This window comes from Micromonospora sp. DH14, assembly GCF_029809455.1.
Taxonomy (GTDB): Bacteria; Actinomycetota; Actinomycetes; order Mycobacteriales; family Micromonosporaceae; genus Micromonospora; species Micromonospora parva.
In genome coordinates this window covers 131076-145242 of record NZ_JARVKT010000013.1, presented here as the reverse complement: position 1 = coordinate 145242, position 14167 = coordinate 131076, and the positions used below count along the sequence as shown (strand labels likewise).

Genomic DNA, 14167 nt, shown 5'->3' with positions numbered 1-14167 from the left:
CATCTCAACCCGCGAGTGATGCAGCTCGTCTTCGGTGTTTTCGCCCTCACCGCAGGCACCTTGACCGCGCTGCGTCCCGACCCACCGCATCCGCTCTTCACGACCGCGGCGACATTCGGCTACGCGCTTGCCGCAGTGCTGTCGTTCGGCGGCTGGCTCGCGCTCGGGCATCCCGCACTCGCCGCCCGTACCCGGCAGGTGCTGATCGTCTTCCACCTGCTCTTCGTGCCGGCGCAGTTCCTGTTCCTGCTCGCCCACCCCATGCCGTGGCTCGGTATGGCCCTGTCCTCGGCGATCGCGGTCGGCCTGAAGCCGCGCTTCCCCCGCCTCGGGCGGACGCCGCGGAAGGTGTGGCTGACGCTGCACGTCGGTATCGGGGTCGGCTGGCTGGGCGTCGCGACCGGCATGCTGTTGCTGGCAATCACCGGGGCGGTGGCCGACAGCCACGAGCTACAGCACGGGGCTTACCTGTTACTGCACACGTTCGAAATTCTGCTGGCGATCCCGAGCGCCTTTGCGGCGATCATCACCGGTGTCGTGGTCTCGCTCGGCACCCCGTGGGGTCTGCTCAAGCACAGGTGGGTGTTGGCCAAGCTGGTTATCGCGCTCGCCCTACCGTTCCTCGCTGTCTTCGAAGGCCCCTGGATCGAGGAACTCGAGACCCGCAGCGCATCCGGCCCGATCGACACCGGCACCACCGGGATGCTGCTGATCGGCGCCATGGGGCTGTTCGCCGCCCTGCTGTGGGCCGCGACGATCCTCTCCATCTTCAAGCCCGGCGGGCGGACCCGGTGGGGCCGCAGCAGGGACGAGCGAGTGGGCCGCGCCGGCCGGGAGCCGGCACAGCCCACTCGTGATTCGTCAACCCGTCTCGCATCACGACAGGTCCAACGAGCGACCTTTCATGATCTGCGAGGCGGTGGTTAACCGGTGACGGTGAACGGTCGGGACACCTTCGTCGCCGACGTGGCGCCGTTCAGCGTGACGCTGGTCGCGCCCGCCTTCGCCGTACCCACGACGCTGACCGTCGCGCCGGAGATGACGCCGTCACCGTTCGCGCGCACGGTGCTGACCGCGAGCCCGTCGCCGAAGGTGATGGTGACCGTCTCGTTCGGAGCGAACCCGGACCCGTCGACCATGATCGACGTGCCGCGCGGTCCGGAGGTGGTCAGGAGCGCCACCCTCGGCCGGTAGGTCCGCGCCTGCGCCCGCTCGGTCACCTGGACGGTGGCCGTGGCCGGCGTACGCGAGGACGCGCCCGTCGCGGTGACGGCGTACCGGCCGGGATCGGCGTCCCCGGAGGTCGGCACCGAGGCGCGGACCTTTCCGGTCGCGGAGGCCGCGACCTTCGTGGTCCGGCCCGGGTCGGTGCCGACGCTGACGGTCACCTGCTCGCCGGCGGCGAAGCCGCTGCCCTCGACGGTGATCGCACCACCGGTGCTGACGGTGCCGGACGCGGAGAGCGCGATCGCCGGCTGCGACCCGCCCCGGGCCACTGTCACAGTGAAGGACCCGGCGCTGCTCGACAGGGTGTCCCACGCGGTGACGCGCACCGTGTAGGTGCCCTCCCGGGCGTAGGTGTGCGTGCCGCTCATCGCGCCGGACGCGCCGATCGTCACGTCCTGCGGAACGGTGCCGTCACCCCACTGGACGCGGGCCCGGTAGCCCGTCGTACCGGGAACCCCGCCGGTCACCGTGCCGAGGTTCGCCGTGAGGACCTGCCCGGCGGTCGCCGTCTGGTCCTTCCCGGCGACGGTCGCCAGCGCCGGGGCGGGCGTGCCGTCGTTGGCAACGGCGAACACGTGGATCCGACCCGCCGAGCGAGGGTCGCCGGTCTGCGTCGGCAGGGTCACCGACACCAACGTCTTGCCCGCCGGGATCTGGTACGGCGCGGTGGCGAACAGGAACGGCTGGGCGCCGTCCCGGCTCGTGCCCTGCAGGCGGTACGCCGTCCGGGCGACGATGACGTTGCCGTAGGACGGGATGCCGTTGGCGTTGCCGCCCAGCGTCCAGTCGCTGAACTGGATCGGAATGCTGGCCGTGCTGCCGTCGCTGAACGTCGCCGTACCGGTGGTGCTCTGGTTGCCCTGCGTGCCGGCGCCGATGAACGAGATGCTCTTCGCGTCCTGCGGAAGGTCGAGCACGACAGTCGCCCCGTTACCGGTGGCGTTGTCCGGCCGTCCGGCCGGGATCACCGGCAGGGTGAACCGCAGCGCGGTTCCGGGCACCTGCTGCGGCTGGCCCTGGGTCACACCGCCGGCCGCCAGGGCGGCCCGCGAGTACGCCCACGACTTGGCGTCGCAGTCCGCCGCGAGGACCCCTTCGTCGCCGACGCAGACGTTGTCGAACGCGGCGGTGAGACCGGAGGGCGGGGCGTACGCCACCTCGACGCCGACCGTCGCGGAGCTCTGGCTCTCGCCGTCGGTCACCGTGACGTTCGCCTGGTGGTAGCCCGGCGTGCTGTAGGTGTGCGAACCACCGATGCGGTACACGGCCCGCGAGTTCAACGTCACGGTGCCGGCGGTGACCGGCGTGCCGTCACCCCAGTCGATGGTGGCCTGGTAGCCGTTGGCGTCACCGCCGGTGACGGTGGCCAGCGGCACCGAGACGGGTACGCCGGCGGTCGCGTGCACGCCCTGGGTGGCCGTGACGGTGATGTCGCCGCCCGCGAGGTCGAGGTCACCCCCGGCGAGCAGCTCCACCTCGGCGAGGTTGGTCTGCGCGGCGCCGACGGTCCTCGTCACGGCGAGACGGAACTGCGCGAAGCGTCCCGGCTTGTCGATCGAGTACGGGCGGGTCTGGTTGCGCCACGGGAACGCCTGGTCCGTGCGGGAGTCCACAGTGGTCCAGGTGAGGCCGTCGTTGGAGCCCTGCAGGCGCCAGTCCGCCGGGTCGCCCGCACCGGCCCCGGAGGTGACGGTGTAGGACGTCGGCTTCTGCTTGCCAGCGCGGAACGCCCAGGTGATCTGCGGGGTCGCCGAGGTGAAGGTCAGCTGCGAGGTGGACGAGTCGTCGAAGAGCTTCGACGCGTCCTGACCGCCGGTGGCGGTCGCGGTGCCGAGACCGGGGCCGGTGACGTCCTGCAACGGCTTCGGCGCCTCGCCACCCTTGGTCAGCGACGGCGGTGCGTCGTTCTTGCCGCTGCCCCACGACGACGGCTTCGGGCCCATCTGGAAGTCGATGGTGCCGCCCCTGGCGAATGCGGACACGTCCAGGGAGAGGCCGCGCTGCTTCTTGCCGTTGACCTTGACGTCCTGCACGTACACGTTCGCGACGCTGTTGTTCGGGGCGTTGACGACGATGTCGCCGGTGCTGCGGCGCACTGTCATCCTGGTGAACTGCGGCGAGCCGATGGTCCACTCGGACGACCCGGCCTGCAGCGGGTAGATGCCCAGCGAGCTGAGGATGTACCAGGACGACATCTCGCCGTTGTCCTCGTCGCCCAGGTAGCCCTGGCCGATCTCGCTGCCGACGTAGAGGCGGCGCAGGATCTCCCGGACCGCCTCCTGGGTCTTCGACGGCGCGCCGGCGAAGTTGTACATGTACGGGATGTGGTGCGACGGCTGGTTGCTCATGCCGAGCTGCCCCATCCGTACCGCGCGGGCCTCTACCATCTCGTGGATGATGCCGCCGTAACCGCCGGGACGGTCGGCGTTCTCCGGGGTGGAGAAGTAGGTGTCGAGCTTGTCGCGCAGCGCCTTCTGCCCGCCGAGCAGGTTGGCCAGGCCCTGACCGTCCTGCTGCGCGGTGAAGGCGAAGTTCCACCCGTTCGTCTCGGTGTAGACGCCACCCCAGTCCAGCGGATCACCGGCGAGGAAGTTGCCGGCGGCGTCGCGGCCCTGCATGAGCTTCGTCTTCGAGTCGAACAGGTGCACGTAGTTGCGGGCGCGCTCCAGGAAGTAGCGCGACTCCTCCTTGAGCCGGGCGCGTTCCGACTTCGGCGTGGCCGGGTCCTTGGCCAGGGCCGCACCCATGTTGCCGATGCCGTAGTCGTTGATGTAGCCCTCCAGCGCCCACGACACCGACTCCGGGGTGGAGGTCGGCGTGTAGCCGAGGAACAGGGAGTTCTCGATGCCCTTGCGGCCGACCTCGGGGCGCCCGGACGCGACGGTCGCGTCCTTGACGGCGGCGTCGTACGCGGCGAGCGGGTCGGGCAGCTTGACCCCGGTGAGGTACGCCTGGGCCAGGGCCACGTTGGCGCTGGTGCCGGTCATCAGGTCGGAGTAACCGGGCGAGGACCAGCGGGCGATCCAGCCGCCGTCGCGGAAGTGCTGGACGAACCCGTCGGAGATTTTGGCGGCGATGTCCGGGTAGAGCAGGGAGTAGGCGGGCCACACGGTGCGGTAGGTGTCCCAGAAACCGTTGTTGACGTAGATCTGGCCGTCGACGATCTTCGCGCCGGTGTGGGTGGCTGTCGACGTGCCGGTCGGGGCCGAGACCGGGCTCGCGTACTGCCAGCGCGGCGCGGCGGCGGTGCCGGTGTTCTCCGACTGCGAGTTCGGGTAGACGTTCAGCCGGTACAGGTTCGAGTACATCGAGACCAGCTGCGCCTCGTTGGCGCCCCGCACCTCGACCCGGCCCAGCCGGTCCTGCCACGCGGCGGTGGCGGCGGCGTGGATCTGGTCGAAGCTCCTACCGGTGACCTCCAGGTCGAGGTTCCTGCGCGCCTGGTCGACGGAGAGGAACGACGTCGCGAGGCGCATCGTCACCTCCCGGCTCCTGGTGACGTCGAAGGTGGCGGACGTCGCGGCGCTCGCCGTCGGCGCCCGGTCGAACGCGCCGGACACGAACATCCGGGTCTGACCGGCCGACAGGCCGCTCGCGTTGTCGACCCAGCCGGTGAACGTGCCGTCCGCGCCGATGGTGAAGGTGCCGTTGTGGAAGACGAGGCTTCCGGTCGCCTGCCCGGCGGGGAAGGTGAACCGCATGATCCCGGCGTGGTCGGTGGGCGACACCTCGGCGATCAGGCCGTTCTCCAGCTTCACCCGGTAGAGGTCCGGCTGCGCGGTCTCGTCGTCGTGGTTGAAGGCGAGCGCGCGGCTGGCGGGATCACCGGTGAGTGACCGGTCGCCGGCGACCGGCATGACCGACATCTGGTTGCGGTCACCCATCCACGGGCTCGGCTCGTGGGAGATCGCGAGGCCCTGCAGCATCGGCAGGTTGGCCGCGTTGTTGATGCGGTGGTACTCGTACTCCCAGGAGTCGGAGTCCGCGTCGGTCACCGGGGTGAAGAAGTTGAAGCCGTTCGGCACCGCGGTGATCGGCAGGTTGTTGCCGCGCGAGAAGCCGATCGACGAGTTGGTGCCCCGTCGGGTGTCGACGTAGTTGGTCAGCTTCGAGCCGTCAATCGCCGCCGGCGAGCCCTCCACCTCGACGTCGTCGAGCCAGCCCTGGAACCGGGTGCCCTCGGTGGCCGTGGGGTTGTCGTACGCGAGCAGGATGCGGTCGATCGTCTTGCCGCGCGCGATGGTGCCGAGGTCGGCCCGCACCAGGTTCCACTGGTCGGCGAAGAGCGCCTTCGAGGCGCCCTGACCGGCGCCGGTGAGCAGGTTGCCGTGCTGGTCGGCGGGTGAGCGGCCACTGAGGTAGCTGCCGTCGGTGAAGTGCAGGTCGACGGCGGCGTAGGTGGACGGGTAGCCGGCGTCCCCGCCGGTGTACTCCGGGAAGATCTTGTACGACAGCCGGGTCTTCGGCCCGACCGGGATGGTGACGTCGAAGAGCTTGTTGGTCCCGTACGAGCGGCCGTCGGCCAGGGCGCCGCCGGCGTAGCGCAGCGCGGTGAGTCCGGTGAAACCGACGTCGGGCTTCGTGGTGTACCCGCCGTTCGGGCCGGCGGTGGTCACGCTGACCATGGGGGTGGTCGGTGGGCGGACATCCGAGCCGTCGCTGATGTTCCAGTCGGCGAGCTGCACGAGCGTGTCACCGGAGTTTGCGGTGACGTTGAGCCGGTAGAAGCTGTAGGCGGTCGGGTTGGTGAAGCTGTACCTGTTGGTCGCGAAGCGACCGCTGAACTTCTCGCCGGTGCGCTTGTCCAGGTCGGTCCAGGTGCTGCCGTCGTTCGACCCCTGGATGACGAAGTCCCTGGGGTCGCGGGTCGGCGCGTCGTTGGCCGCGGTCAGCGAGTATCGGACCACCTTCGCCGGCTTGGCGAGCTGGTAGGTCACCCAGCCGGTGGTGGCGAACACGAGCCACTTGGTCGACGGGTCGTCGTCGGTGAGGTTCGCGGCGATCTCTCGCGGCTGGTACTCGTCGCTCGCGGTCACTGCGGTGACCTGGCCGAGCAGGCTGCCGGGCAGGGTGGCGACCGTGCCGCTCAGGTTGCCCTGGATCGGCTTTCCGTTCGCGCCGACCTCGACGGTGCTGGTGGCGGGCTTGGGGTCGGTGGACTCGAACGAGGACGCGAAGGTGCCCGGCGTTGCCGGGGTCGCGGCGTTGGCCAGGGGCGCGGCGACGAGCAGGCCCAGCGGTAGCAGGGCGGCTGTCGTCACCGCGATCAGGCGGGGCGAGCGGGGGCTCGCAAGTGGTCTGTGCGACATGAGGGACGGGGCCTTTCGACTCGAACGGGGTCGAGTACGTCGAACGTCTGGGCAGTGTGGAGCGAGTGGGGGTCAGGCCCTGACATCGTTGTCATCAGAGTTCGTGAGCAACAAGATCGGGGCGGTGGACTGCCGCTGATAGTTCCGGGCGCAACACGGCCGTGTCAACGGGTTGACCGCGTCGAAACGGCCACCGCCCGCGCCGGGCCCGGCGGCCGACGTGCCGGGCCTCGACCCCGTGTAAGGACGTACGCCGAGGCCCGGGCACGAATCAGCAGTAGAGGTTGGCTCCGGCGGACACGCCGAGAATGCCGACGAACTGCTGGTACCTGGTGACCCGGCTCTGCACCTGGGCGGGGTTTCCGCCGTTGCACTCGATCGAGCCGTTGATGCTGCGGATCGTCTGTCCGAACCCGGCGCCGTTGACCATCGCGTTGTGGGCGGTCATGGTGCCCGGCCCGTTCTGGGTCATCCAGTACCAGATGCCGGTCTTCCAGGCCACCGCGGCGTCGGTCTGCACCAGCCACGGGTTGGTCAACAGCGGCAGGTTGAGAGCGTTACCGGCGGCGTTGTAGTTGAAGTTCCAACTGAGCTGGATCGGCCCCCGCCCGTAGTAGGCGGCCTGCCCGGCGGGGCAGCCGTACGACTGGCCGGGATCGCAGTAGTGCGGGTAGTTGGCGGTGTTCTGCTCGACGATGTGCACCAGCCCGCCGGTCTCGTGGTACACGTTGGCCAGGAAGGCGGCGGCCTCCTGCCGCTGGACGGTGGCGCTGCCGGTGCGCGCGAACGCCGGGTAGGCGCTGAGCGCGGCGACGAGTCCGGAGTAGGTGTAGAACGAGTTGCGACCGGGGAACATCTGGTTGAACTGGGCCTCGGTCACCACGAAGCCGCCCGGGTTGGTGGGCGGCGGGGTGGTCGGGGGCTGGCCGCCGCAGGCGTAGGGCTCCCAGTACCAGGTGCTGACGATCGGGTCGTACCCGGGATTGTCGTGCTCGGCGATGTAGTGGAGACCGTTGGTGTACCGCACGATCGCTCCGGCGGCGTACCAGGTTCCGGCCGTCCAGTTCGGGTAGCTGCAGGTCCCCCCGGTGGGTGGCGTGGTGCCTCCGCCGCACGCTCCGAGGTCCTCCCAGACGCCTGTCGTACCCGGCGGGGCCTCGTTCTGGGTCCACCACTTCGCCCGGTAGTTGCGGCCGTTGTGGGAGACCTGGGCGTCTCCCCAGTAGACGGCCGAGGCCTGCCACGATGCCGAGCAGGCCGCCGCCGACGCGGCGGTGGCCGGGATGACCGCAACCAGTCCACCGGCGACGATCAGTGCCACCAGCGCGACCAGCGCGCGCAGTCTTGTCATGTGATCACTCCTTCCTGGGACCTCACTGGCCGAAATCCGGACCGACATCGACCGGCATGACTGTAACATCTTCTGTTCACACTCTTTACTATTCTGATGGTGGCCGGATGGGGGCGGGCCCGGCGACCGGCGACCGGTACTTCCAGGCTCTTTCCGGAGCACAGCGCCCCTGACCGCGTCGACCCCGCGGGATCGCGATGCCGCGAGACCTCGGACCCGATCACGGCATGCCTGACCAACAGCCGGACGCGCGCCTGAGTTGTTCCGGGGAGTTTCCGGAACTTGTTGACGTGTTGGAATTCTCGCTGTAATACTCCGATCCACTGAGGTCAATGCGATCGGCTTCGCTGTGGTATCGGCTCCAGCTACCCACCCATCCACACCTGTCCGGACTGTGCTGCCCGCATCCAGGGCGTGTCCGGGTCTGCGCGAAGGGGCACCAGATGAGCAGGCTCTTCCCCCGCACGGCGCTGTGGTCCCGGCGGTTACGCGCGGCGCTCGCCGTCCTCGCCACCGCGGTCGCCATGTGCGGTGTCGTCCTCGCGGCCACCTCGACCCCGTCGAGCGCCGCCACCTGCAACGGCTACGTCGGCCTCACCTTCGACGACGGTCCGACCGGCAACACCAGCGCGCTGCTGAACGTGCTGCGCGCCAACGGCGTACGGGCCACGATGTTCAACGTCGGGCAGAACGTCCAGAACAACCCCTCGGCCGCGCAGGCCCAGGTGTCCGCCGGCATGTGGGTCGCCAACCACAGCTGGAACCACGCCCACATGACCTCGATGTCCCAGGCGCAGATGCAGTCGGACCTGTCCCAGACCAGCTCGGCGATCCAGTCGGCGACCGGCAGCCGACCGGTTCTCTTCCGGCCGCCCTACGGCGAGACCAACTCCACCCTGCAGTCCGTCGCCTCGTCGCTGGGCATGCGCCAGGTGCTCTGGGACGTGGACTCCCAGGACTGGAACGGCGCCAGCGTCAGCCAGATCGTGGCCAACGCGAGTCGACTCCAGGCCGGTCAGGTCATCCTGATGCACGACGGGATCCAGAACACCCGCGACGCGATCCCCCAGATCATGGCCAACCTGACCAGCCGCAACCTGTGCCCCGGCATGATCTCGCCGTCCACCGGCCGCGCCGTCGCGCCGGACGGCACCACCCCGCCGCCCACCACCACCCCGCCGCCCTCCGGCGGAACCTGCACCGCGACCGCCGCGACCACGAACGTCTGGGGCGACCGGTACAACACGTCGGTCACCGTCAGCGGCGCCAGCACGTGGACGGTCGTCGTGGCCATCACCTCACCCCAACGGATCTCCACCGTCTGGAACGGCACCGCCACCTGGGACAGCAGCGGCACCGTCATGACGATGCGGTCCAACGGCAGCGGCAACACCTTCGGCTTCACCACGATGACCAACGGCAACAGCAGCGCCCGCCCACAGATCCGCTCCTGCACCTCGGGTTGACATCGCCCAGGTTGAGACGTGCGCGGTGGGTGCGCCCGGCGCCCACCGCGCACCTGGCGGCCCGGCGCGCGGACCAGCCGCCACTAGCCTGCACTGATGCGACACACCCTCATCCCCGGGGATGACAGCCTGCACGGCCACTTCTCCCCCGATCTCCCGCCGGTGCTCACCATCGACCCCGGCGACACCGTCACCTACCGCACCCTGGACTGCTGGTGGTCCGCCGGCCCGTACCCCGGCGGGCCGAACCGGGACCGCCCCCGGGTCGCGCAGCACCGGCCCGACCACGGACACGCGTTGGTCGGTCCGGTCGCGGTCCGCGGTGCCCGGGCCGGCCAGACCCTCGCGGTACGCATCGACGCGATCACCCCGGCGACCTGGGGAACCACGGTGGCCGGCGGCTGGCCGAGCGTGTTCAACCAGCGCTACGGCGTGCAGGAACAACCGGTGGTGCACGCCTGGACGCTGGACCCGGAGACGATGACCGGCCGCAACCAGCATGGCCACTCGGTCGCGCTGCGGCCCTTCATGGGAGTGCTCGGCATGCCACCCGCCGAGCCGGGACGACACTCGACGATCCCGCCGCGACCCTGGGGCGGCAATCTGGACTGCCGGGACCTCACCGCCGGCAGCACCCTGCTGCTGCCGATCCCGGTGGACGACGCACTGTTCTCCGTCGGGGACGGTCACGCCGCACAGGGTGACGGCGAGGTCGGCGGCACCGCGATCGAGTGCCCGATGGACGAGGTGACGTTGACCTTCGACGTACGCGACGACTTCCCGATCACCGGCCCGGTGGCCCGCACCCCCGACGCGTGGCTGACCCTGGGCGTCGGCGCCTCCCTCGACGACGCCACCTTCACCGCCCTGGAGTCGATGCTGACACTGATGCAGCGGCTGCACGGCCTCAGCCGCGCGGACGCGGTGGCGCTGGCCAGCATCGCCGTCGACGTGCGGGTGACGCAGATCGTCAACCAGACCGTCGGCGCGCACGCCGTCCTGCGCGACGACGCGCTGCGATTTCCGCACGCCGATTCTGTCGGAGGTCGCCGATAACGTGTGGTCACTGTCGCCGCGCCGGCCGGATCTGGCCGCTCGCTGACCCTCGGAGGCCCCCCATGTCCCAGGAGACGACCTACCTCGAACTGTCCGAAGTGGACGGTGCGCACAAGTTCTACGAGGTCATCGTCGACAACGCCACGCTGACGGTGCGCTACGGCCGGATCGGCGACCAGGGGCAGGTCAAGGCCAGCGCCTATCCGGACAACACCCGGGCCCGGGCCGCCGCGGCGAAGAAGATCGGGGAGAAGATCCGCAAGGGCTACGCGCCGGCCGTCCCCGGCGTCCGTCAGAAGCGCACCGTGTCACGGCGGCAGATCGTGAGCACCCGCTCCACCGCCCACACCGCCCCGGTGCTCTGGCGCTACGACTCCGGTGCCCCCGCCTTCGGCATCTTCGTCGACGGGCAGCACTGCATGGTCGGCAACGAGCACGGCGTTATCACCACGCTCGACCACGACGCCCAGGTGCGCGGCCAGGTCCGCCTGCCCGACGGGGTGAAGTGCATCGTCGCCGACGACGCCTGGATTTACGCCGGCTGCGACGACGGCAACGTCTACGACCTGTCCGGCAAGGTGCCCCGGGTGGCGTACGCGATCGCCCCGGAGATCGACATCTACTGGCTCGACATCCACGACGGCGTCCTCGGCGTCTCCGACGCCGACGGCGGGATCACCGCCGTCGACCACGAGGACGAGTTCCTGTGGCGACGTCCCGGGCGGGGGCGTTCGGCCTGGATGGTGCGCTGTGACGACAACGCCATCTACCACGGCCATTCGCAGGGCGTGACCGGCTACGAGTGGCGTACCGGCGGGGAACTGTGGCACACCACTACCGGCTCGGTGCTCTTCGGCTGGCAGGAGCAGGGCAGTGTGTTCGCCGGGACGGGCACCCGCGAGGTGGTGCGGCTGTCCAAGTCGGGTCGGCACGAGCGCACCTACCGCTGCGACGCCCCGGTCTTCTCCTGCGCCACCGCCGAGGGCGGCCGCTACGTCTTCGCCGGTGACAGCCAGTCCTCGATCTACTGCTTCGACTCGGCGGGCACCCGGCTGTGGAAGCTCGGCACCGGCTGCGGCTCGGCGTACTCCATGCAGTACCACGACGACCGGCTCTACGTCGTCACCACCGGTGGCCACCTGGCCTGCATCGACGCGAGCGAGCCGGCGATCCGCGCGGCGCAGGCCGGGGACGTGCCGCAGGTGCGCGACATCAAGGCCCCCCGCCAGGCGCCCCAGCCGGTGCAACCGACGATGGTCGAGGTGACCAGCGACGCGGGCGCGGGCGTGGTGGTGCAGTGCCTGGACGATCGGGGGCGGCTGCGGGTTCAGGTGCTGTCCGACGGTTACCGGCGCGACTGGTCCGTGCAGTTCCCCAAGGGGATCCGCGAGCCGGGCGCCCGCTACCTGGTGACCGAGGTGCGGGAGTCCAGCCGCGGAGGCTACTACCGCGCGTACGGCGACATCCGCCGGCTGCGCTGACGGCCAGCACACCGCGGGGGCCCGCCCGGCTGGGTAGCCTGAGGCCATGATCTTCATTACCGCCAAGTTCCGGATCCGGCCCGAGCACGCCGACCGGTGGCCGCAGATCGCCGCCGAGTTCACCGAGGCGACCCGGGCCGAGCCGGGCTGCCTGTGGTTCGACTGGTCCCGCAGTCTGGACGACCCGACCGAGTACGTGCTGGTCGAGGCGTTCCGCGACGACCAGGCCGGTGCGGCCCACGTGCAGTCCGCCCATTTCCGCACGGCCCAGGAGACCCTGCCGCCGCACCTGGCCGAGACCCCGCGCATCGTGAACGCCACGGTGCCCCAGGAGGACTGGTCGCTGCTCGGTGAGATGGCCGTTCCCGAGGGCCGCTGACCGTCGCCGACCCGCGCGGCCCGACCCGCCGTCAGCGCAGCCGGCGGGCGGTGAAGCGGGTCGGCGGGTCGGCGATCACGTCCTGCGCCGCGATGAGCTGGATCTCCCGGGTGCCGGCCGCGAGAGTCGCCTCGAGCACGGCGTAGACGGAGGCGATGGTGCGTTCCAGCGCGGTCGCGGGTGAGCCGGTCGTCCACAGGTGCGCGAGGTACAGCGCCGCGGTGACGTCGCCCCCACCGTTCGGGTTGATCGGCAGCAGCGGTGTGGTCACCGCCCAGGCGCCCTCGTCGGAGACCGCCACCACCTCCAGCGAGTCCGGCGGCAGGTCGCCGTGCAGCACGCTGGTCACCAGGACGTGCCGTGGCCCGTTCGCGCGCACCACGTCGACAGCGTCGAGCACCTCGGCCAGCGATGTCGTCGTGCGGCCGGCGAGGAAGTCCAGCTCGAAGTGGTTCGGCGTGATGATGTCCGCGCGGGGCACGACGGTGTCCCGGAGGTACTCCGGAATTCCGGGCCGGACGAACATGCCCCGGCCGGCGTCGCCCATCACCGGGTCGCAGCAGTACACGGCGTCCGGGTTGGCGGCCTTCACCGTCGCCACCGCGTCCAGGATCACCGCGCCCACCGCCGGGTCGCCCTGGTAGCCGGAGAGCACCGCGTCGGCGTCGCCGAGGACCCCGCGGTCCCCGATTCCGGCGATCACCTCCGCCACGTCCGCCGCGGGGAGCGTCGGGCCCCGCCACGCGCCGTACCCGGTGTGGTTGGAGAAGTGCACGGTCAGGACCGGCCAGACCTCGTGCCCGAGGCGTTGCAGCGGAAAGGCCGCCGCCGAGTTGCCGACGTGGCCGTAGGCGACCGACGACTGGATGGACAGGATCTTCACCGGCCCATCATCGCCGCTGCGGCCGGCGTCGCACTGACGGCCCGCCGTTTCTGTCGGGTGGCCCACTCGCCGCCCGTCCGTCGGCACGGCGCGAACGGGCGGCCCGGACCGTGCCGTCCGGGCCGCCCGAGTGGGCGTGCGGTCAGCCGCTGAGGCTGGCCGCGGTCGTACGGTCAGCCGCTGAGGCTGGCCGCGGTCGTGCGGTCAGCCGCCGAGGCTCGCCGCGGCCGAGGCGATCGACGAGGCGAAGTAGCTCACCTGGGTGTAGACGCCGGGGTAGTTGGGCCGGGCGCAGCCGTTGCCCCAGCTGACGATGCCGACCTGGATCCAGGCGTTGGTGGCGTCGCGGCGGAACATCGGGCCACCCGAGTCGCCCTGGCAGGTGTCGGTGCCGCCGCTGGCGTAGCCGGCGCAGATCTCCTGGGCGGGGATGAGGTCGCCACCGTAGTTGGCGTTGCACACGGAGTCGCTGACGAACGGCACCGTCGCCTTGAGCAGGTACCGCTGCTGGCCGCCGCCCTCCCGCGCGGCACCCCAGCCGGCGACGGTGAAGGTGCCGCTGTCGTACGCGGTGGTGGTGGTGATCGGCAGCGTGCTCAGCCCGGTGACGGGGCTGGCCAGGCGGATCAGCGCCCAGTCGCGGCCGGCGCCGTTGTAGCCGGGGGCCCGGTAGACGTAGTTGGACCGGACGGTGATCCGGCTGGACGACTGGAGGTCGACCGTCCCGAGCGTCGCGGTGATGCTCGTGTTGGTGCCGGTCGAGCCCACGCAGTGCGCCGCGGTGAGCACCAGCCGAGGGCTGTACAGCGCCCCGCCGCAGCCCATCGAGAGACGCACCATGAACGGGAACTCGCCCTGCGCGGCGCGGGTGCCGCCGACGACGGTCGGCGTCACGGGGCTGTCGGCCGCGGCGGCCGGCGCGGTGAGGGTGAGGCTGGCCGCGGTCACCGCGGCCAACGCGGTGGCCAGCAGGCCAGTGAGGGTACGCCAGCGAACCATGCATTCCTCCGCATCA

At 70.6% G+C, this 14167-nt stretch carries 9 protein-coding genes; 5 read left to right on the top strand and 4 right to left on the bottom strand.

Annotated features, from left to right (window positions below; translation table 11 throughout):
- The first annotated feature begins 18 nt into the window (after nucleotides 1-18).
- Nucleotides 19-927 carry a hypothetical protein gene (locus QCZ28_RS18920; protein WP_279517897.1) on the top strand — a complete coding sequence of 303 codons (909 nt, stop codon included), beginning with the start codon at nucleotides 19-21 and terminating at the stop codon, nucleotides 925-927.
- Here the strand turns inward: QCZ28_RS18920 and QCZ28_RS18915 are convergent.
- The gene (locus QCZ28_RS18915) at nucleotides 924-6488 is read right to left on the bottom strand and encodes a GH92 family glycosyl hydrolase (RefSeq protein WP_279517896.1); all 5565 of its coding nucleotides are present in this window, start codon (nucleotides 6486-6488) and stop codon (nucleotides 924-926) included. The genes QCZ28_RS18920 and QCZ28_RS18915 overlap by 4 nt on opposite strands.
- 319 nt (nucleotides 6489-6807) lie before the next feature.
- Nucleotides 6808-7887 carry a glycoside hydrolase family 19 protein gene (locus QCZ28_RS18910; protein WP_279517895.1) on the bottom strand — a complete coding sequence of 360 codons (1080 nt, stop codon included), beginning with the start codon at nucleotides 7885-7887 and terminating at the stop codon, nucleotides 6808-6810.
- 443 nt (nucleotides 7888-8330) lie between these two features.
- Here QCZ28_RS18910 and QCZ28_RS18905 point away from each other — a divergent pair, with 443 nt between their 5' ends.
- The 4 genes from QCZ28_RS18905 to QCZ28_RS18890 all read left to right on the top strand — a co-directional run bounded on the left by QCZ28_RS18905 (nucleotide 8331) and on the right by QCZ28_RS18890 (nucleotide 12269).
- Nucleotides 8331-9353, top strand: coding sequence for a polysaccharide deacetylase family protein (locus QCZ28_RS18905; RefSeq protein ID WP_279517894.1), 1023 nt, complete (start codon nucleotides 8331-8333; stop codon nucleotides 9351-9353).
- A gap of 96 nt (nucleotides 9354-9449) precedes the next feature.
- On the top strand, nucleotides 9450-10409 hold the full coding sequence (locus tag QCZ28_RS18900; protein ID WP_279517893.1) for an acetamidase/formamidase family protein: 960 nt from the start codon (nucleotides 9450-9452) through the stop codon (nucleotides 10407-10409).
- Nucleotides 10410-10471: 62 nt separating this feature from the next.
- Nucleotides 10472-11890, top strand: coding sequence for a PQQ-binding-like beta-propeller repeat protein (locus tag QCZ28_RS18895; RefSeq protein ID WP_279517892.1), 1419 nt, complete (start codon nucleotides 10472-10474; stop codon nucleotides 11888-11890).
- 46 nt (nucleotides 11891-11936) lie between these two features.
- Nucleotides 11937-12269: a putative quinol monooxygenase gene (locus QCZ28_RS18890; RefSeq protein WP_279517891.1), complete on the top strand. Its 333-nt coding sequence runs from the start codon at nucleotides 11937-11939 to the stop codon at nucleotides 12267-12269.
- A 31-nt stretch (nucleotides 12270-12300) separates the two neighbouring features.
- Here QCZ28_RS18890 and pdxY read toward each other — a convergent pair whose 3' ends face one another.
- Entirely contained in the window at nucleotides 12301-13152 is an 852-nt protein-coding gene (gene pdxY / locus QCZ28_RS18885) for a pyridoxal kinase PdxY (protein ID WP_279517890.1), read from the bottom strand.
- 204 nt (nucleotides 13153-13356) lie between these two features.
- Complete coding sequence (locus QCZ28_RS18880; protein WP_279517889.1) at nucleotides 13357-14151, bottom strand: serine protease; 795 nt, start codon at nucleotides 14149-14151, stop codon at nucleotides 13357-13359.
- Nucleotides 14152-14167: the final 16 nt, after the last annotated feature.